The sequence below is a fragment of the Acetanaerobacterium sp. MSJ-12 genome (assembly GCF_018917875.1).
Lineage (GTDB): Bacteria > Bacillota > Clostridia > Oscillospirales > Ruminococcaceae > Bittarella > Bittarella massiliensis.
In genome coordinates, this window is record NZ_JAHLPK010000002.1 from 265969 (window position 1) to 285492 (window position 19524).

A 19524-nucleotide genomic window follows, 5' to 3' on the forward strand; every position below is an offset into this window, starting at 1 on the left:
TGATTCTTGCAAAATTGTCACCCGCAGCGGGGCAAAAGGGTGTATACTAAGACTTGCATTGCGCCGGCGGCCAGCCGGCAAAAATACCGACCGAAGAGAGGGATCACCTGCCATGTGGGACATTTTAAAAGCAATCATCTTGGGGATCATCGAGGGACTGACCGAGTGGCTGCCGGTCTCCAGCACCGGCCACATGATACTGGCGGATGAGTTCATCCATATGGACATCACGCCGGCGTTCAAGGAGATGTTCCTGGTGGTCATCCAGCTGGGGGCCATCCTCTCCATCGTGGTGCTGTTCTGGAATAAGCTCTGGCCCTTCTCCTTCAAAAAGGGCCAGCCCCACGTCAAGAAGGACACCTTCCAGCTCTGGTTCAAGGTGCTGGTGGCCAGCATCCCCGCCCTGATCGTGGGCCTGCCCTTCAACGACCAGATCGACGCCCTCTTTTACAACTATATCACCGTCTCCATCACCCTCATCCTCTACGGCGTCCTCTTCATCTGGATGGAAAACCGCAACCGCCGCTACCAGCCCCGGGTGAGGAACCTCGGGCAGCTCACCTACAAGCACGCCTTCATCATGGGCTGCTTTCAGGTGCTGGCGCTGATCCCCGGCACCTCCCGCTCCGGCGCCACCATCCTGGGGGCGGTGCTGGTGGTGGGCTGTGCCCGCCCGGTGGCCGCCGAGTTCTCCTTCTTCATGGCCATCCCCGCCATGGCGGGGGCCAGCCTCCTCAAGCTGGTGAAGTTCGGCTTCTCCTTCACCGGGATGGAGGTGGCCATTCTGGTGGTGGGCTCTCTGGTGGCCTTTGTGGTCTCCATGCTCTCGGTGGGCTTTTTGATGAACTACGTCAAGAAACACGACTTCAAGGTCTTTGGGTGGTACCGCATCGCTCTGGGCGCAGTGGTGCTGGCCTATTTCCTCTTGTTTGCCAAATAGTGCTGAAAAAAGGGCGGGAAACCGCTCTTTTTTTGTCGCCCAAAGGGCGGGGGACGGCCTTGCGAAACCGGCGGCAATCCGCTACACTGGGTTTGTGAGAACAGATGAAAAGGGGAGTTTGCCGTGGAATTTCAAATCGAACATCACGCCGCCCTGTTTGCCTACCTGGCCCGCGAGGCCCTGCAGCGCTGCGGCGCCGCGGGGGAAGAGGCGGTGCGGGAAGGGGTTCGCCGGTACGGCCGCCAGCGCGGCCGGCGGATGGCCCGCCGCGCCCAGCGGGACGGGGAGCCCCTGAACATGACCAGCTACCTGCTCTACGGCGAGTGGGCCGACAGAGAGGGCAAAAACCGGCAGGAGCTGCTGGGCCTTGCCCCCTACGCCACCGCCTGCCTCACCTGTGGCTGGTGCGCCTGCTGGCAGGAGCTGGGGCTGCTGGAATACGGCAAGCTCTACTGCCTCGACGTGGACAAGAGCCTGGTGGAGGGCTTCAACCCCGACCTGGTGCTGGACATCCACAGCACCCTCTCCGCCGGGGCGGAGCGCTGCCACTTTGTCTGGAACGGCGCCTCCTTCGACGGGGAGAGCGCCGCTGCCTTTGCGGCCAAAAAGGCGGCCATGGGGGAGAAGAACCAGCGGGACTTCCTCTACCACACCGCCCACCTGCTGCACGCCATGGGGGAGACCTTTGCCCAGCTGCTGCCGGGCGAGAGCGAAGCCATCTGCCAGGGGGCCCTGGCGGCCTTCGCCGGCCGGTATGGTCAGCCGGCGGCCGATGCGGTGAAAGCTGCCGCCCAGGCCGATTTCGAGGCCATCTAGCGGGGAGAGGAAGAGCCATTTGTGGGAAGTGCGGCCCGCCCCAAGCGGGGGGAGGCCGTCTGTCCGGGCGGGAGACCGCCCGGGGATAAGAAGGAGGAATTTCATGCACTGCGACATCCTGATCACCGGAGCTGAACTGCTGACCCCCGACTACCGGGTGGAGCACGACCGCGCCATCGCCATTGTCGGCCAGCGGATCGCCGAGATTGGCCCCACCGCCGAGATGGCGGCCAAATACCAGCCCGCGCAGCTGGTGTCCGGCAAGGGCAAGCTGGCCATGCCCGGCCTGGTGGACGCCCACACCCACACCTGCCAACAGCTGTTGCGGGCCCGCGCCACCGACGAGTACCCCATGATCTGGACCCGATTCTTGGTCCCCTTTGAGTCAAACCTCACCCCGGACGACGTCTACTGGTCGGCCCAGCTGGCCTGTTTGGAGATGATCAAGTCGGGCACTACCTCCTTTGCCGATTCGGGCGGAGTGCACATGGACCGGGTGGTCCAGGCGGTCCTGGAATCGGGGATGCGGGCGGCCATCGCCCGCTCCACCATGGACCAGGAGGGGGTCATCCCCGACAGCATGAAGGACACCACCCAGAGTGCCATGGAGAAGGGCGAGAAGCTCTTTGCCGGCTACAACGGTGCCGGGGACGACCGGGTGCGCATCTGGTTTGCTATGCGGCAGGTCATGTCCTGCTCGCCCGAACTCATCCGCCAGACCGCGGCCCGGGCCAAGGAGCTGGGCACCGGGGTGCACGCCCACCTCTGCGAGCACAAGGACGAAGTCAGCTTCTGCCTGAAAAACTACCAGAAGCGCCCCGCCGCCTTCCTGGACGAGATGGGGATGGTGGGGGAGAACTTCCTCACCGCCCACAACGTGGTCCTCTCCGAGGGGGACATCACCCTGCTGGTGGAGAAGGGGGTCAAGATCGTCCACTGCCCCCGGGCCAACCTCTCCAACCACGGCTTCCCCAAAACCCCCCGCATCCTCGAGTGCGGCGGCTCGGTGGGGATGGGCAGCGACGGCGCCTGCTCCTCCAGCCTGAGCCTCTTTGACGAGATGAAGGTGATGCGCAACGGCATCATCGCCTACTGGGGCCTGCCCATCTTCGACCCGGTGGTCATCCGGGTCGAGGAGCTGGTGAAGATGGCCACCCAGGGCGGGGCCAACGCCCTGTTGCAGGGGGACGACCTGGGCAGCCTGGAGGCGGGCAAGAAGGCCGACGTCATCCTCATCGACATCGAGCAGCCCCACATCCTCCCCACCCACAACCTGGTCAGCACCCTGGTGGAGGCGGTCACCGCCGGCGATGTCAACGACTCCATCATCGACGGCAAACTGGTGATGAAGGACCGCCAGGTCCTCACCCTGGACGAGGAGAAGATCCTCGCCGAGGCAAAGAAGCGGATGGTGGACATCTCCGTCCGGGCGGGGATCTAACCGGCCAAAAGAAGAAAAAAGGGCCCAGGGAGAACGCGTTCTCCCTGGGCCCTTTCTCTGTGGGCAATCACTTCGCCAGCTTGTCAAAGAGGGTCATCAGCTCCTCCACCTTTTCCCCGGCGTCGGGGCCGCCCACCGCGCCCTTGACGCAGCTCTGCATGTGGGCGTGGACGATTTCCCGGTTGACCTTTTTGAGGATGGATTCGGTGGCCAGGATCTGGTTGGAGATGTCCAGGCAGTACCGGTCCTCCTCCACCATCTTGAGGATCCCGTCCAACTGTCCGCGGGCGGTTTTCAGCAGCCGGGTGACGGGCGCTTTGTCGGCCTTCATCGCCCTAGCGGATTTCGACGACTTCGTAGCCGGCGTCCTCCACGGCGGCCTTCAGGGCGCTGTCGGGCACCTCTTTGGCCAGCTCGATGAAGGCGGTCTTTTTGTCCAGGTCAACGGTGGCGGTGACCCCGTCGATGGCGTTCAGGGCCTTTTCCACCCGGGCGGAGCAGTGTCCGCAGCTCATTCCCTCTACCAGCATCTCTTTTTTCACGGTGTTTCCTCCTGTCTGTCTCGTGTTTGTGGTCGTTTCAGGGGCTTTATCGTCAGCCGCCGGCTGGGCCGGCAGAGCTTTCGCAGCGGGGGCGGCGGGCTGCGCATCGTGCACATCGCCGTGGTATTTGGGCTTAAAGAACCGCAGCCGCAGGGCGTTGGTCACCACGCAGACCGAGGAGAGGCTCATGGCGAAGGCGCCGAACATGGGGTTGAGTTTCCACCCCAGCAGGGGGATGAAGAGCCCCGCCGCCAGGGGGATGCCGATGGAGTTGTAGATCAGCGCCCAGAAGAGGTTCTCCTTGATGTTTTTCAGGGTGGCCTTGGAGAGCTGAATGGCCCCCACCACGTCCAGCAGGTCGCTGCGCATCAGCACGATGTCGGCCGATTCAATGGCCACGTCGGTGCCGGCGCCGATGGCGACCCCCACGTCGGCCCGGGCCAGGGCGGGGGCGTCGTTGATGCCGTCGCCCACCATGGCGACCTTCCGCCCCTGCTCCTGCAGGGCGCGCACCTGGGCCTCCTTGTCCTGGGGCAGCACCTCGGCGATCACCTGGGAGACCCCCACCTGCCGCCCCATGGCGGCGGCGGTCTTGCGGTTGTCCCCGGTGAGCATCACCACGTCCACCCCCATCTGCCGCAGTTCCGAGACGGCGGCGGCGCTGGTGGGTTTGATGACGTCGGCCACGGCGATGGCCCCCAGCAGCTTCCCTGCTTTGGCAAAGTAGAGGGGGGTCTTGCCGTCTTCGGCCAGGGCCTCGCCGGCCTCGGCCAGGGCGCTGTCGTCCACCCCGGCTTCGGCCATCATCGCCCGGTTGCCCGCCAGGCAGCTCTCCCCCCCCAGGGTGGCCCGCAGCCCCCGGCCGGAGACCGCTTCAAACCGCTCGGCGGGGGTGAGCTCCAACTCCTCCTCGGCGGCCCGCTGCACGATGGCGTCGGCCAGCGGGTGCTCCGAGGGCTTTTCCATCGAGGCGGCCAACTGCAACAGCTCCCTCTCGGAGATGCCGGCGGCGGGGAGGATGTCGGTCACCTGGGGCTTGCCCTCGGTGACGGTGCCGGTCTTGTCGAGCACCACCGTGTCGATGGAGTGGGCCGTCTCCAGCGCCTCGGCCGACTTGATGAGAATGCCGTTTTCCGCCCCCTTGCCGGTGCCCACCATGATGGCGGTAGGGGTGGCCAGCCCCAGGGCACAGGGGCAGGAGATGACCAGCACGGCGATGCCAATGGACATGGCGTACTCAAAGGTGTGGCCGGTGAGCAGCCAGACGGCGGTGGCCAGCAGGGCGATGCCGATGACCACCGGCACAAAGACTCCGCTGACCTTGTCGGCCAGCTTGGAGATGGGGGCCTTGGAGGCGCTGGCCTCCTCCACCAGGTGGATGATCTGGGCCAGGGCGGTGTCGTCGCCCACCTTGATGGCGCGGAAGGTAAAGGCGCCGGTCTTGTTGACCGAGGCGCCGGTCACCTTGTCGCCGGGGCCCTTCTCCACCGGGATCGACTCGCCGGTGAGGGCGCTCTCGTCCACGGCGGTGGCGCCGGATTCCACTACCCCGTCCACCGGGATGGAGGCGCCGGGCTTGACGGCGATCAGGTCGCCGATCTGCACCTCCTCCACCGGGATCTCCCGCTCCTCCCCGTCGCGGATGACCAGGGCGGTCTTGGGGGCCAGGTCCATCAGCTTGGTGATGGCCTGGCTGGTCTTCCCCTTGGAGCGGGCCTCCAGGAACTTGCCCAGGGTGATGAGGGCCAGGATCATCCCCGAGGTCTCAAAGTAGAGGTCCATGGAGTACTGGTGCACCAGGTGCATGTCGCCGTGGCCCAGCCCCCAGCCGATCTTGTAGATGGCGAAGATGCCGTAGACGATGGCCGCCGTCGAGCCGATGGCGATCAGGGAGTCCATGTTGGGGGAGCGGCGAAAGAGGGTCTTGAAGCCGTTTGTGAAGTAGTGCTGGTTGACCCAGACGATGGGCAGGGAGAGCAGCAGTTGGGTAAAGGCAAAGGTGATGGCGTTTTCGTTGCCCAGAAAGATGCCCGGCAGGGGCCAGCCCATCATGTGGCCCATGGAGAGGTAGAAGAGGGGGATCATAAAGGCAAAGGAGACGATGAGCCGGCGCTTCATGGCGCGCATCTCCTCCTGCGCCCGGTCCACCGCCGACTTGCCGGCGGCGGCCTTGGCCGAGCGGCCGTTGCTCGCGGCGGGGAAGGCGCCATAGCCGGCGTCGGCCACCGCCTTGGAGATGGTGTCGGGGCCGATCTGTTTTTCGTCGTACTCCACCACCATGCTGTTGGCCAGCAGGTTGACTGCCACCGCGGAGACCCCCTCCACCTTGGCGACGCTCTTCTCCACGTGGGCCGAGCAGGCCGAGCAGGTCATGCCGGTGACATCGAATTTCTGTTTCATGGCAGTCTTCCTTTCTATGGTACCCCACCCCCGGGGGGGTGTCAATTTCCAAGCCCAGCATACACCTTCACCGGGCAAATGTCAACCGATTTGGTGTAGTTTTGTTCTGCACTTTTTCTCTAAGAGGTTCGGCCGTTTGGGGCCCCGCTATGCGGGGAATGGGGCCGGGCGGGGAAAAAGGCGCAAAAAGCGGGCCCGCCCGAAGGGGCGGACCCGCTTTGTCAGCGTATAGGGCTAGTTTTCAAACCGGCCACAGCACTTTTTGTACTTTTTGCCGCTGCCGCAGGGGCAGGGGTCGTTGCGGCCGATCTTCTTTTTGCGCACCGGCTCCTTGGCGGCCGAGCCGTCGCCGGACTGGTTGGTGGCGGGCTTCATCACCGCCTCGCGCTTGGGCTCCTCCTGGGTCTTGATCTGCACGGTGAGGAGCATCTTGACGGTGTCCTCCTTGATGGATTCGACCATGGCGTCGAACATGTCAAAGCCCTCGATCTTGTACTCCACCACCGGGTCTTTCTGGGCGTAGGAGCGCAGGTAGATGCCCTTTTTCAGCTCGTCCATGGCGTCGATGTGGTCCATCCACTTGGTGTCCACCACCCGCAGCAGGACCACCCGCTCCAGTTCCCGCATGATGGGGGAGCCGTACTTCTCTTCCTTCTCGAAGTAGATGTTCTTGGCCTTCTCGATGAGTTGAGCGGCGACGTCCTCGGGGGTCAGGCCCGCCAGCTCCTCGGGGGTGTAGTCCAGGTCGTCCTCCCCGGTGATCCAGCCCAGGTAGTGGTCTTTGAGGCCCTTGAGGTTCCAGTCGGCCGGGTCGCTGTCGGCGGCCAGGTAGGTGGAGACCACGTCCTTGATCCCCTCCTCGAGCATGGTGAGGACGTACTGCTTCAGGTCCTCGCCGTTGAGGACCTTGTCCCGCTGGGCGTAGATGATCTCGCGCTGCTTGTTCATCACGTCGTCGTACTGGAGGACGTTTTTGCGGATGCCGAAGTTGCGCCCCTCCACCTTGCGCTGGGCGCTCTCGATGGCGTTGGTCAACATTTTGGTCTCGATGGGCTGATCCTCCTCGAGGCCGAGGGAGTTCATCAGCGCCTGGACCCGCTCGCCGCCGAAGAGGCGCATCAGGTCGTCTTCCAGCGACATGTAGAAGATGGTCTCGCCCGGGTCGCCCTGGCGGCCGGCGCGGCCCCGCAGCTGGTTGTCGATGCGGCGGGACTCGTGGCGCTCGGTGCCGATGATGAAGAGCCCGCCCGCGGCCTTGACCTCTTCGGCCTCGGCGGCGATCTGCTCTTTGTACTTCTGCTCCAGCTCGGCAAAGGTCTTGCGGCACTCGATGATCTCTTCGTCGTCGGTGTCGGAATAGCCAGTGGCCTCCACCAGCAGCTCCTCGTAGTAGCCCTTTTTGCGCATCTCGTCCTTGGCCATCATCTCGGCGTTGCCGCCGAGGATGATGTCGGTGCCGCGGCCGGCCATGTTGGTGGCGATGGTGACGGCGCCCTTCTTGCCGGCCTGGGCCACGATTTGGGCCTCTTTTTCGTGGTATTTGGCGTTGAGGACCTGGTGGGGGACCCCCCGGTGTTTGAGCATCTTGCTGAGCAGCTCCGACTTTTCGATGGAGATGGTGCCCACCAGCACCGGCTGGCCCTTGGCGTGGCTCTCCACCACCTGGTCGATGACGGCGTTGAATTTGGCCTGCTCGGTCTTGTAGACCTGGTCGTCGTGGTCCTTGCGGACGTTGGGCTTGTTGGTGGGGATCTCGATGACGTCCAGCTTATAGATCTCGTTGAACTCGTTTTGCTCGGTCATGGCGGTACCGGTCATGCCCGAGAGCTTTTGGTAGAGGCGGAAGAAGTTCTGGAAGGTGATGGTGGCCAGGGTCTTGGACTCCCGCATCACCTTGACGCCCTCTTTGGCCTCGATGGCCTGGTGCAGCCCCTCGTTGAAGCGGCGGCCGATCATCAGTCGGCCGGTGAACTCGTCGACGATGATGACCTCGCCGTCCTTGACCACGTAGTCCACGTCCCGCACCATGATGCCGTGGGCGCGGATGGCCTGGTTGATGTGGTGGGCGATGGTCATGTTGTCGGCGTCGTTGAGGTTTTCGAGGCCAAAATAGGCCTCGGCCTTTTTGATGCCGGCCTTGGTGAGGGTGGCGGTCTTGGCCTTCTCGTCGACGATGTAGTCGCCCTCCAGCTCGTCGTTGTCCTCTTTGGCGTTGAGCTCGGTCACCTTGGTGACCTTGAGGGTGCGGGCGAACTTGTCGGCAGTCTGGTAGAGGTCGGTGGACTTGTCGCCCTGGCCGGAGATGATGAGGGGGGTGCGGGCCTCGTCGATGAGGATGGAGTCCACCTCGTCGACAATGGCGAAGTTGAAGCCCCGCTGCACCTTGTTCTCCTTGTAGATGACCATGTTGTCGCGCAGGTAGTCAAACCCCAGCTCGTTGTTGGTGCCGTAGGTGATGTCGCAGTTGTAGGCGCGGCGCCGGGCCTCGTTGTCCATCCCGTTGACGATCAGCCCCACCGAGAGCCCGAGGAAGCGGTAGATCTTGCCCATCCACTCGCTGTCGCGCTTGGCCAGGTAGTCGTTGACAGTGACGATGTGCACCCCCTTGCCCGAGAGGGCGTTGAGATAGGCGGGGAGGGTGGCCACCAGGGTCTTTCCCTCACCGGTCTTCATCTCGGCGATGCGGCCCTGGTGGAGGACGATGCCGCCCACCACCTGCACCGGGAAGTGGCGCATCCCCAGCACCCGGTCGCCCGCCTCGCGGCAGGCGGCGAAGGCGTCGGGGAGGATGTCGTCCAGAGTGGCGCCGCCCGCCAGCTTCTCCCGCAGGGAGACGGTGGTCTGGCGCAGTTCTTCGTCGGTCTTTTTCCTGTACTCGTCCTCCAGCGCGTAGACCTGCTGCGCGATGGGGTCAATGCGCTTGAGCTCCTTTTTGCTGTAAGAGCCAAACAGCAAATCCTTTAATCCCATTTCATCACCTCAAAAGATACAGCCCTGGTGTGACGGGCCGTTTTGCAATTCGACGTTAGACAATAAACCAACCTATATTATAAGGGGCCACGCCGGCAAAGTCAACGCGGCAGGCAGAACTTCCCCTGTCCGGGAGGGGGGAAGTTCTGCCCCTACCGGGTTTGCCCGCGATTTCTGTTGCGGGCAGCCGGACCGCGCGGGGAAATGGGGCGCTCCATTGGGGGCAGAGGAGTTTGCCGTGGCCGGACGGGAGAGGGCGTTGGAGAAGGGGCGCTGCGGCGATGTGGGGTTGACGGCCCGGCGACCCAGGACAGGGGCGGAGGCATGGACAAACGGCTTGGTGTGGGATGCCGACCGCGCAGATTTGGCAGCGGGGCGGGAAAAGGGAGCGAGTTTTGCATAGGCCGCCGGGGGGGCAGGGACAGGTCTCTGCATTGCCCCCTCTTTTTTGCCGATTGCCATAGCCATTGCTCCTTGAAGGACAACTGCGAGGGGAATAGGGCCCGCCTCTTTTTCGGCGGCAATGCGGCTTTACTGGCGGCAACCCGCTTCGCACCCCCAACGCGCAGGCCGATACACTTTTTTGCCCGCCGAGCGCGACCGCCCGGCCCGATGAACCGCGGGAGGACAGACCCTTTTGGTTTGCACGGCGTGGACCGCGCCGGGCGTCGCTGGGGGAATGCGCGGATAGGGGGCGTCGCCATCCCCCAGCCGGGCATCGCCGTTGGCAGCAGTGGAGATAGCGAGGCGGGCCGCAGCAGGCGATATGGCGGGTGCCTGCCGCATGGAACCCCCCTGCCGCGCCGCGTGGAAGAGCGGATGGCGCCCGGTCGGTCCAGCAGTTGGCCGGGCGCGGCGACCAGCTTTTTTGTGGGGTCTACTTGTGGGACAACGCCGCGCCGGGAATGCGGCGGCGGGATGGGGCCATCCGTTGTGAATTTTTTGACACGCCCTTGCGAAACCGGGACAGGCATACTATAATGTATTGTAGATTGGACTGCGCGCAGGGCGCAGCTCTATCTGCGGTTCCTGTCCCCAAAAAACCGAAAGGAGTTTTGATATGAACTATTCTCATGAAGTCGAGAAAATGTGCGTCGTGGCCAAGGGCCCGCACCACGGTCCCGCTCCCATCCCCGAGGAGGGCAAATGGGTAAAGGCCTACCAGATCCCCGACATCTCCGGCCTGACCCACGGCGTGGGCTGGTGCGCCCCCCAGCAGGGCACCTGCAAGCTGACCCTCAACGTGAAAGAGGGGGTCATCCAGGAGGCTCTGGTGGAGACCATCGGCTGCTCGGGCATGACCCACTCCGCCGCCATGGCCGCTGAGATCCTGCCCGGCAAGACCATCCTCGAGGCGCTCAACACCGACCTGGTGTGCGACGCCATCAACGTGGCCATGAGAGAGCTGTTCCTGCAGATCGTCTACGGCCGCACCCAGACCGCCTTCTCGGAGGACGGGCTGCCGGTGGGCGCCGGGCTGGAAGACCTGGGCAAGGGCCTGCGCAGCCAGGTGGGCACCATGTACTCCACCGCCGCCAAGGGCGTTCGCTACCTGGAGATGGCCGAGGGCTACGTCCTCTCCACCGCCCTGGACGAAAACGACGAGGTCATCGGCTACAAGTTCTGCCGCCTGGGCAAGATGATGGAAGATATTCGCCGTGGAGCAGACCCCAAAGAGGCCTTCGAGAAGAACGTCGGCACCTACGGGCGCTACGACGGCGCGGCCAAGTACATCGATCCCCGCGAAGAGTAAGGGAATACGGACAGAAGGAGGTTTGCGAATATGGCACAATTTGAAGGTAAAGAGAGAAGAATGGCGAAGATCGACGCCTGCCTGGCCGAGTACGGCTTCAAGACCCTGGAGGAGGCCGACGAGCTCTGCAAGAGCAAGGGCATCGACGTGGGCGAGATCGTGAAGGGCGTACAGCCCATCGCCTTTGACAACGCCGTGTGGGCCTACACCCTGGGCACCGCCATCGCCATCAAGAAGGGCATCAAAAAAGCCGCCGAGGCCGCCGAGGCCATCGGCATCGGCCTGCAGGCGTTCTGCATCCCCGGCTCGGTCGCCGAGCAGCGGGATGTGGGCCAGGGCCACGGCAACCTGGGCGCCATGCTGCTGAGAGAGGAGACCGACTGCTTCTGCTTCCTGGCTGGGCACGAGTCCTTCGCCGCGGCCGAGGGCGCCATCGGCATTGCCCGCACCGCCAACAAGGCCCGCAAGAAACCCCTGCGGGTCATCCTCAACGGGCTGGGCAAAGACGCCGCCTACATCATCTCCCGCATCAACGGCTTCACCTATGTGGAGACCGAGTACGACTTCAAGACCGGCGATCTGAAGGTCGTGCGGGAAATCCCCTATTCCGAGGGCGAGCGGGCTGCCGTTCGCGTCTACGGCGCCAACGACGTGCTCGAGGGCGTTGCCATCATGAAGTCGGAGAAGGTCGACGTCTCCATCACCGGCAACTCCACCAACCCCGCCCGCTTCCAGCACCTGGTGGCCGGCACCTACAAAAAGTGGGCCATCGAGAACGGCAAGAAGTACTTCTCCGTCGCCTCCGGCGGCGGCACCGGCCGCACCCTGCACCCGGACAACGTGGCTGCCGGCCCGGCCTCTTACGGCCTGACCGACTCCCTGGGCCGGATGCACGGCGACGCCCAGTTCGCCGGTTCCTCCTCTGTGCCGGCGCACGTGGAGATGATGGGTCTGATCGGCATGGGCAACAACCCCATGGTCGGCGCCACCGTCGCCTGCGCGGTTGCCGTGGAAGAGCACAACAACTAAGCGAGAGAGTTCATATCATCAAAAAGGGCCCCTGGCTGGTAAAAGCCGGGGGCCCTTTTGCGCGCTGGGGCGGGGTTGCAATCGCCCCGGGGCTGTGATAGACTTTGAAGAGAAAAAGAGAATAGTCCGGGAGTCCGCAAACGGGCTGAGAGGACACTGGCGAAAAGAGAGCAGTCGCTGCTGTGCTGCCCGGCTTTCAAAAAACTTTTTTGAAAGCCGGATGGATATGTGCTGGCGACTACTCGTCTCACGGAAGCAGAAGCCAAGGTGAGAAGCAGAGACTAGTTGTTACCGTACCATTTGTAGGTTTTGCCCAACGGGCAAAATTGAAAACTTTAGTTTTCAAAAACAAATGGGGACACGATGGCGACTATTCGTCGCCATCGTGTCGACCGGTTTCAACCTGATTTGGATCATGCCAACGTAGGGAAAAGAGCGCCGCCTCAACAGGGGGCGCGGGGGTGCATTCAGTCGGGTGCATCCTCTTTTTTTGTACCCAAAATTGTGCGGAGAGGGAGCGATCTTTTTGCTGGGACAGTACTTAAACGCCCTGCGGGAGCAGGGGCCGCTCATCCACTGCATCACCAACACCGTCACCATGAACGACTGCGCCAACGCCCTGTTGGCGGTGGGGGGCAGTCCCATCATGGCCGACGATCCCGACGAGGTGGCGGAGATCGCCGCCCTGGCCGGGGGGGTGGTGCTCAACATCGGTACCCTGCGCCGGCAGAACTTAAACGCCTTTTACGGGGCGGGGCGGGAGGCGGCCCGCCGGGGCATCCCGGTGGTTTTGGACCCGGTGGGGGCGGGGGCGTCCCGCCTGCGCACCGAGACGGCCCGCGGCCTCTGGAAGGAGCTGCCGCTGGCGGCCATTCGCTGCAACCTGTCAGAACTGCGGGCCCTGCTGGGCGAGGGCGGTGGGGCCCGGGGGGTGGACGCGGCGCCAGAGGACCTGGGCGCCACCGCCTCCCTGCGGGAGCGGGCGGCCCAAATCGGGGCCCTCGCCCGCCGCGCGCAGACGGTGGTGGCGGTCACCGGCGAGGTGGACTTTGTGAGCGACGGGGCGAGGACCTTTGCCATCCGCGGCGGCCACCCCCTGATGGCCCGGGTCACCGGCACCGGCTGCATGCTCACCGCCGTCACCGGCGCCTTTTTGGCGGCTTCGCCCCAGCAGCCGCTGGAGGCTGCGGCGGCCGCCGTCTGTGCCATGGGGCTGTGCGGCGCCCGGGCGCGCCGGCGGCTGCTGGAGGAGACAGGACGGGAGGGCACCGGCAGCTACCGGGTGCTGCTCATGGACGAATTGGCCTGCCTGACCGGCGGGGAACTGGATGGAGGAGAGGACATTGAAATTTTCGAGAGAGCAGATTAGAAGCGCTATGCGGCTGTACGCCGTGACCGACCGGGCCTGGCTGCGGGGGCGCACCCTGGGGCAGATGGTGGAGGACTGCCTTAAGGGCGGCGCCACCTTTGTGCAGCTGCGGGAGAAGGAGGCCGGCGACCGGGAGTTTTTGCAGGTGGCAAGAGAGGTCAAGGCCGTGACCGACCGCTACGGGGTGCCGCTGGTGATCGACGACAACCTGACCATCGCCCAGGCGGTGGACGCCGACGGGGTGCACATTGGCCAGACCGACCTGCCCTGTGACCTGGCGCGCAAGATCCTGGGCCCGGACAAGATCATCGGGGTCTCGACCAAGACCATCGCCCAGGCCCGCGAGGCCGAGGCGCAGGGGGCCGACTACCTGGGCACCGGCGCGGCCTTCTTCACCACCACCAAACAGATCGACGGCACCATGTCCATGGCCGAGATGAAAGCCCTCTGCGAGAGCGTCTCCATCCCGGTGGTGGCCATCGGCGGCATCCACCCGGAAAATCTGCTGGAGCTGGAGGCCAGCGGGGTGGACGGCGCGGCGGTGGTCTCGGCCATCTTCGCCCAGGACGACGTGCTGGCCGCCACCAGAGAGCTCGACGAGCTGACCCGCCGGCTGTGGAAGTGACGCCCAAGGCTGCGGCCTTTGACCTGGACGGCACCCTGCTCTGGACCATGGACGTGTGGTCGGGGGTGGGGGAGCGCTACCTGGTGGAGCAGGGGGTCCCGGTGCCGGTGGATCTGGACGAGCGGCTGACGGCCATGAGCCTGGAGCAGTCGGCCGCCTGGTTTTCCCGGGAGCTGGGGGTGCCCTATCCCCCGGAGGAGATTTTGCGCCAGATCGACGGGATCGTCGCCCGCCGCTACTGGGCGGCGGTGCGCGAGCGGGGCCGCGCGGTGATCCTGCCGGGGGCGGAGGCATACCTGCAGTCCCTGGCTGCGGCAGGGGTGCCCTGCTGCCTGGCCACCGCAGTGGAGCGGGCCACCGCCGAGGCGGTGCTGGACGAGCTGGGCCTGCGCGGCTACTTTGCCTTTGTGCACAGCTGCACCGAGGCCGGCTGCAACAAAGAGAGGCCAGAGTTTTACGCCGTGGCTGCCGCCCGGCTGGGCGCGGCGGTGGGGGAGACCTGGGTCTTTGAGGACGCCCCCCACGCCCTGGCTGCCGCCAGGGCTGCGGGCTGCCGCACGGTGGCGGTGACCGGCGGTGAGGGGACGGCCTGCGCTGCCGACCGGACGATCGCGGACTACCGGGAACTGCTGTAAGCTGTAAATGGAAGAGGCATTGCCCATATAATGTGCAGCGCGCTGCCCCCAACAGGAGGCAGCGCGCTTTTGTCGCGCGGGGTCGGCTGGCAAAGTCATCGGTTGTGGGCGAGAACAGGCGCTGCGCCGCCCCTGACGGGACAGGGGAGGGGGACAGGGAGCACCTGTCGCGCCTTGCCGCAAGAGCTCGCCATCGCAAGCGGCCGTGCGAAAGGGCAGGGAGGGCACGGAAGGATGGCAGACCCCCGCTTGGTCGGCCCTGTCCGGAGGGGTGCGGCAAGGGGTGGAAGCGCTCTCCTCGGGGCGGGGAACGCCATCTCCTCCCCGCTCCCGCGACGAACGGCCCTCTCTCACCGCGCGGGCGGTTGGAATGGGCCCTTTGGTTGACGGTGGGGGGCAAACCCGGTAGAATAAAAGAAAATAAAGACGAAAAGGAAGCCGCCGACATGAGCAAACTCAACCGCTTTGAATCCCTCCACCTCTACATCCAGTCCATCTCCCTCTACCGGGAGACCGCCGAGAGCCCGGCCCTTCGGGAGCTGGAGCGCCTCTGCTCCCTCTTCGGGGGGGACTTTGACCAGGTCTGCCGGGCCTGGTGCGGCTTCTACCGCGCCCTCTGCGAGGGGGACGGCCAGGGCTCGCTGCCCGACTACCTCTTTGGCCGGGCGCTGCGGGACGAAAACCCCTTCTCCGCCCTCTGCGCCAGAGAGGGCTTTTTGGCCACCCCGTCCCACCTGCGGCAGGCGGCCAAGAACGATTTGAGCATGCTCTGCGCCCTCTCTAAAGCCTCCGCTAAGGAGCTGAAGGTGCTCCTCTTCTCGGCCTACGGCGACAGGGAGCGGGTCATCGACGTGCTGCCCGAGTGGACCGAGGGGCACAAGAAATACCGGGCCGAGGGCGACTGGGGGGACGAGCTGGTCCGCCTGGCCGAGCACTACCGGGAAAACGGCTGCGGCTTTGCGGCCCAGTGCCCGGTGTTTTGCTACACCGAGGAGGGGGAGCTGGTGCCCCAGCCCCAGTCGGGCCCCAGCCGCCGGGAGACCCTGGCCGGGTTGGACGGGTGCTATGAAAAGGGGCAGGCCCTCTTCTCCCTGGCGCCCCAGGGGGCGATGCCCCGGCTGCTCATCACCGGGGAGGAGGGCGCGGGCAAGACCACCCTGGCCAAGACCTGCTGGTTTGAGTGCGCCCAGGGCACCCGGCTGGTCTGGTGCCGGGGGGAGGACGTGGAGTCCCTCTTTGCGGCGCTGGGGGAGATGCCCGCCCGGTTTTTGGTGCTCTGCGACGACATCACCGACGCCCAGCTGCGCGCCATCGCCCACTACTTCACTCAGGTGGGGTCGCTGCCGGGGAACGTCTCGCTGGCGGCCACGGCGGTGAGCGCCGAGGGGCTGGCCGATGCGGGCATCGTCTTTGAACGGGTGCTCCCGCTGCAGAAATTGACCCAGTTGGAGTATTTGGAGCTGCTCTACAAGCTGGCCCCCCTGCGGGGGCTGGAGATGCCCCGGGACGAACTCAAGCGCCGGGCGCTGGAGTGGGAGCTCAAGCAGACGGCCTTTACCCCCCAGTCCGCCCAGCGGCTGCTGGGCACCCTGCTGGTGGAGGCGGATGGCTAGGCGGCGAGGGCTGGCCCTGCTGCTGGCGGCCGCCCTGCTGCTGGCCGGCTGCGGCCAAAAGGGGTTCCCGGCGACGGTGCGGGGGGTGACGATCTCCGGCGCACCGAAGCGGGTGGCGGTGCTCTCGGAGCACCTGGCGGAGGCGGCCGTGGGGATGGGCTACGGCGGGCAGATCGCCGGGGTCTGCGACGGCAGCCGGCTGCCCGGGCTGGAGGGCGCCCAGCCGGTGGGGACCGCCCTCCTCCCCGACGGGGCGGCCATTGCCGAGCTGAAGGCCGACCTGGTGCTGAGCAGCCAGCCCCTGCCCGAGGGGGCCGTGGACTGCCCGGTGGTGGTCCTTGCCACCCCCACCACCCTGGAGGGGTTGGCCGGCTTTTACCGGGACATCGCCGCCTGTTTTGCCGGTGAACGGGCGGAGGAGGGCCGCCTCTTCGCCGCGGACGTGGAGAGCTGGGTGGCCGCCCTGGATGAAAAAATCGGCGCTGCGCACCGCCCCAGCTTTGCGGTGCTCTGCGACCCGCGGGGCTACCTGGCGGGGGCGGGGACGCTGGAAGCCGACCTCTTTGGGCGGTTGCTGGGGGAGAACACCGCCGCGGCCGCGGAAGGGTATGCCGCCCTGGAGGGGATGGCCGAGCCGGAGGTGCTCTTTTGCACCGACGCCCTGACGCTGGAGGAGCTGCAGCAGCTGCCGGGCTTTGCCGAGATGGCCTGCGTGCAGGAGGGGCGGGTGACCTTTTTGCAGATGGCCCCCTTTGAGCGGTGCAGTTCAGCCCTGTTTTTGCAGCTGATCCCCGCCGTCACCGCCCAGTACCCCCAGGTGTTTGGCGGGGCGAACTGACCTTGTTTTTTGTGAAGAGAGCGCCGGACAGGTTTCTGTCCGGCGCTCTTTTTGGCGGGTGGGATGGGGGGTCAGGCGTACTCGTAGCCGCCCCCCTCGATGGGGGCAAAGAGGGCGGTGTCCAGCAGGAGGATGCGCCCCCGCTCCCGGCGGAGGGCGCCCGCCTCTTCCAGCTGGCGCAGGCAGCGCTGCAGGTGGCGGTAGCTGGCCCCCAGCAGGGCGGTGGCCGCCGAGAGGTTGACCTGCACCGACAGGCTGCCCTGCTGGCGGGCCTCATACCCCAGATAGGCGCAGACCCGGGCCTTGAGGGGGTAGGAGAGGTTGATGGCGGTGTTCCCCCCGTTGCGGCGGACCATCCGCGCCAGGTCTTGGCCGATGGCGCGGTAGAAGCGGGCGTCCCCCTCGACCGCGCGGAGGACCGCCTCCCGCGGAGCGCCCAGACAGAGGGAGGGGGCGAGGGCCTGCACGCTGGAGAAGTAGGTGTCGCAGAGCAGGATCTCGGCGTCCCCGATCCACCGGGGCCGGGTGTAGTACCCCTGCAGGAGGAGGGAGCCGCTCTCCAGCGGGGTGTAGACCTGGGCGCGGCCCTTCACAAAGTAGTAGAAGGTGGAAAACGGCGCCCCCTTCTGGCAGAGATGGGCCCCCTTGGAAAAGGGGCGGAGGGTGAAGAGGGGGCGCAGGTCGGCGGAAAAATAGCGCTGCAGTCCGCACTCGTCGTAGAGCTGGGCGGCGGTGGACACGGGCAGGTCCCCTTTCTGAAAAATCGGTTTGCGGCAGGGCTAGAGCCGCCGAATAAAAGCGGTCTTCTCCCCGCTGTCAAAGCCCGCCTCGCGGTAGAAGGAGAGGGTGCCCTCGTCCTTGGCGCCGCTCATCAACATGATTTTGTAGCAGCCCGCCCGGCGGGCGATCTCCTCCGCCCGGCGCAGGCAGGCTGTGGCGCAGCCTCGCCGGCGGTGGTCGGGGTGGGTGACCACGTTTTCCACCAGGGCAAAGGGCCGGGCGCCCCGGGTCAGGTTGGGGAGGAGGTAGCAGGTGCAGGAGGCGAGGATACGCCCCTCCTCCTCGGCTACGATCAGGTGGCAGCCGGGGTCGTCCAACAACTGCCGCCAGGCGGCGCGCAGCCCTTCCCCCTCCGGGGGGAGAGAGGTCTCGTGCAGGTGGAGGTAGAGGTGCAACAGCGAATCCAAATCGCCGGCGGCAGCTTCTCGCAGGGTCACGGCAGATCGCCCCTTTCTGTGACCCCATTATACCCCCAAGGGGGAAAAAGAGAAAGTGTGACCTTTGTCCTAACGGCCCGGCGGGGGAGGGGGTATGATAGAGAGAGAAAGGAAAAGGAGGACGAAGAGATGCTGCGATCCAAAATCGACGACCGGGCCCTGGCGCCCCAGGGGGAGGCGGAGGTCGCCTGGCGGCGGGCCAAGATGCCGGTGCTCCGCCAGTTCGGCGAGCGCTACGGGCGGGAGAAGCCCTTTGCGGGGCGCTCCCTCCTCATCTGCATGCACTGTGAGCCCAAGGCCGCGGTGCGCACCGAGGTGCTGCTGCGGGGCGGGGCCGAGCGGATCGTCTTTGTGGGGAACCTGGGCTCCACCAAACCAGGGACGGCCGCCTACCTGGCCGGCCTGCCGGGGGTGACGGTGCTCGCCGGCCGGGGCGACCGGCTGGAGGACCTGCGGCAAAATCTCCGCGCCGCCCTGGCCGAGGGGCCCTATGACCTGCTGATGGACAACGGCGCGGGCATCCTGCAGCAGTTTGCGGGGGAGGCGCCCGCTTGGCGGCCCCTGGGGGGAATCGAGGAGACCCGCTCGGGGCGGCTGATTCTGGAGCGGGAGGGGATCGCCCCCGACTTCCCCCTGCTGGTGATCGACGACTCGCCGGTGAAGCGGCTCATCGAAAACGAGGCCGGGGTCGGCCAGTCGGTGGTGGACGGGATCTTGCGGGCCACCTCGATGCTGCTGGGGGGCAAGCCGGTGCTGGTGGTGGGCTACGGCTACTGCGGCGCGGGGATCACCCAGCGGCTGCGGGCCCTGGGGGCGCAGACCATGGTCTGGGACACCGACCCGGTGCGGCTGCTCAAGGCCCGGGTGGAGGGTCACCGCACCGGCGCGCTGGAGGAGCTGCTGCCCCGGGCGGAACTGGTGGTCACCGTCACCGGCCGCTTTGACGTGCTGGGGCCCCGCCACCTGCCCCTGCTGCGGGACGGGGCGGTCCTCTGCAACGCCGGCCACTACAACATGGAAATCGACGTGGAGGGATTGCGGACCGCCGCCCGGGAGGTCCGGCGGCTGCCCGGCGAGATCGAGGAATTTCGCTTTGCCGACAGGAGCGCCTACCTGCTGCAGAGCGCCAACCCCATCAACCTGGCGGCGGGGGCCGGCAACCCCCTGGAGGTGATGGACCTGGGATACGCCCTGCAGCTGTTGAGCCTGGAGGAGATTTTGGCCGGTCGGGCCCGGCCGGGCATCCAGCCCCTGCCCCCCTCGGTGGACCGGGAGGCCTGCCGCCTCTGCCTGGAGAGCTGGCCCCAGTAGGGCAAAGGAAAAAAGAGAGCCACCG

The 19524-nt window shown here is 65.8% G+C and carries 16 protein-coding genes; 11 read left to right on the forward strand and 5 right to left on the reverse strand.

Translation table 11 applies throughout. The features are described from left to right. Window positions 1-112 precede the first annotated feature (112 nt). From KQI11_RS03225 to KQI11_RS03235, 3 genes are all read left to right on the forward strand, one after another. A complete protein-coding gene (locus KQI11_RS03225; protein WP_216401071.1) occupies window positions 113-940 on the forward strand; it encodes an undecaprenyl-diphosphate phosphatase in 828 nt (275 codons plus the stop codon). Between the two features lie 123 nt (window positions 941-1063). Continuing rightward, a complete protein-coding gene (locus tag KQI11_RS03230) occupies window positions 1064-1756 on the forward strand; it encodes an L-2-amino-thiazoline-4-carboxylic acid hydrolase (RefSeq protein ID WP_216401072.1) in 693 nt (230 codons plus the stop codon). A gap of 103 nt (window positions 1757-1859) precedes the next feature. Further along, complete coding sequence (locus KQI11_RS03235; protein ID WP_216401073.1) at window positions 1860-3197, forward strand: amidohydrolase family protein; 1338 nt, start codon at window positions 1860-1862, stop codon at window positions 3195-3197. Between the two features lie 67 nt (window positions 3198-3264). On the opposite strand, the gene KQI11_RS03240 is transcribed toward KQI11_RS03235, so the two are convergent. The 3 genes from KQI11_RS03240 to secA form a co-directional block, all read right to left on the reverse strand. After that, complete coding sequence (locus tag KQI11_RS03240; RefSeq protein WP_185915805.1) at window positions 3265-3528, reverse strand: metal-sensing transcriptional repressor; 264 nt, start codon at window positions 3526-3528, stop codon at window positions 3265-3267. Window positions 3529-3532: 4 nt separating this feature from the next. Next, complete coding sequence (locus tag KQI11_RS03245) at window positions 3533-6139, reverse strand: heavy metal translocating P-type ATPase (protein ID WP_216401074.1); 2607 nt, start codon at window positions 6137-6139, stop codon at window positions 3533-3535. A gap of 234 nt (window positions 6140-6373) precedes the next feature. After that, on the reverse strand, window positions 6374-9109 hold the full coding sequence (secA, locus tag KQI11_RS03250; RefSeq protein ID WP_185915803.1) for a preprotein translocase subunit SecA: 2736 nt from the start codon (window positions 9107-9109) through the stop codon (window positions 6374-6376). A 1060-nt stretch (window positions 9110-10169) separates the two neighbouring features. Between secA and KQI11_RS03255 the strand changes: the two genes are divergently transcribed. The 7 genes from KQI11_RS03255 (at window position 10170) to KQI11_RS03285 (ending at window position 16971) form a co-directional block, all read left to right on the forward strand. Then, entirely contained in the window at window positions 10170-10862 is a 693-nt protein-coding gene (locus KQI11_RS03255) for an iron-sulfur cluster assembly scaffold protein (RefSeq protein WP_021660272.1), read from the forward strand. 30 nt (window positions 10863-10892) lie between these two features. After that, window positions 10893-11891, forward strand: coding sequence for a GGGtGRT protein (locus KQI11_RS03260; RefSeq protein WP_185915802.1), 999 nt, complete (start codon window positions 10893-10895; stop codon window positions 11889-11891). A gap of 526 nt (window positions 11892-12417) precedes the next feature. Continuing rightward, window positions 12418-13260: a hydroxyethylthiazole kinase gene (gene thiM / locus KQI11_RS03265; protein WP_216401075.1), complete on the forward strand. Its 843-nt coding sequence runs from the start codon at window positions 12418-12420 to the stop codon at window positions 13258-13260. Then, the gene (gene thiE / locus KQI11_RS03270) at window positions 13235-13885 is read left to right on the forward strand and encodes a thiamine phosphate synthase (RefSeq protein ID WP_286172481.1); all 651 of its coding nucleotides are present in this window, start codon (window positions 13235-13237) and stop codon (window positions 13883-13885) included. The genes thiM and thiE overlap by 26 nt, the downstream gene beginning before the upstream one ends. Then, a complete protein-coding gene (locus KQI11_RS03275; RefSeq protein ID WP_216401076.1) occupies window positions 13876-14520 on the forward strand; it encodes an HAD family hydrolase in 645 nt (214 codons plus the stop codon). The genes thiE and KQI11_RS03275 overlap by 10 nt, the downstream gene beginning before the upstream one ends. A 446-nt stretch (window positions 14521-14966) precedes the next feature. Continuing rightward, window positions 14967-16133 carry a P-loop NTPase family protein gene (locus KQI11_RS03280; RefSeq protein ID WP_216401077.1) on the forward strand — a complete coding sequence of 389 codons (1167 nt, stop codon included), beginning with the start codon at window positions 14967-14969 and terminating at the stop codon, window positions 16131-16133. After that, on the forward strand, window positions 16126-16971 hold the full coding sequence (locus KQI11_RS03285; protein WP_216401078.1) for an ABC transporter substrate-binding protein: 846 nt from the start codon (window positions 16126-16128) through the stop codon (window positions 16969-16971). Before KQI11_RS03280 ends, KQI11_RS03285 begins: the two co-directional genes overlap by 8 nt. A 71-nt stretch (window positions 16972-17042) precedes the next feature. Here the strand turns inward: KQI11_RS03285 and KQI11_RS03290 are convergent, their stop codons facing one another. Together KQI11_RS03290 and KQI11_RS03295 are read right to left on the reverse strand one after the other, a co-directional pair. Continuing rightward, window positions 17043-17711 (reverse strand): Crp/Fnr family transcriptional regulator, encoded by a 669-nt coding sequence (locus KQI11_RS03290; protein ID WP_216401079.1) that lies wholly within the window; start codon window positions 17709-17711, stop codon window positions 17043-17045. A 39-nt stretch (window positions 17712-17750) separates the two neighbouring features. Then, a complete protein-coding gene (locus tag KQI11_RS03295; RefSeq protein ID WP_216401080.1) occupies window positions 17751-18188 on the reverse strand; it encodes a GNAT family N-acetyltransferase in 438 nt (145 codons plus the stop codon). A gap of 129 nt (window positions 18189-18317) precedes the next feature. Here KQI11_RS03295 and KQI11_RS03300 point away from each other — a divergent pair, with 129 nt between their 5' ends. After that, a complete protein-coding gene (locus KQI11_RS03300) occupies window positions 18318-19499 on the forward strand; it encodes an adenosylhomocysteinase (RefSeq protein WP_216401081.1) in 1182 nt (393 codons plus the stop codon). Window positions 19500-19524 lie beyond the last annotated feature (25 nt).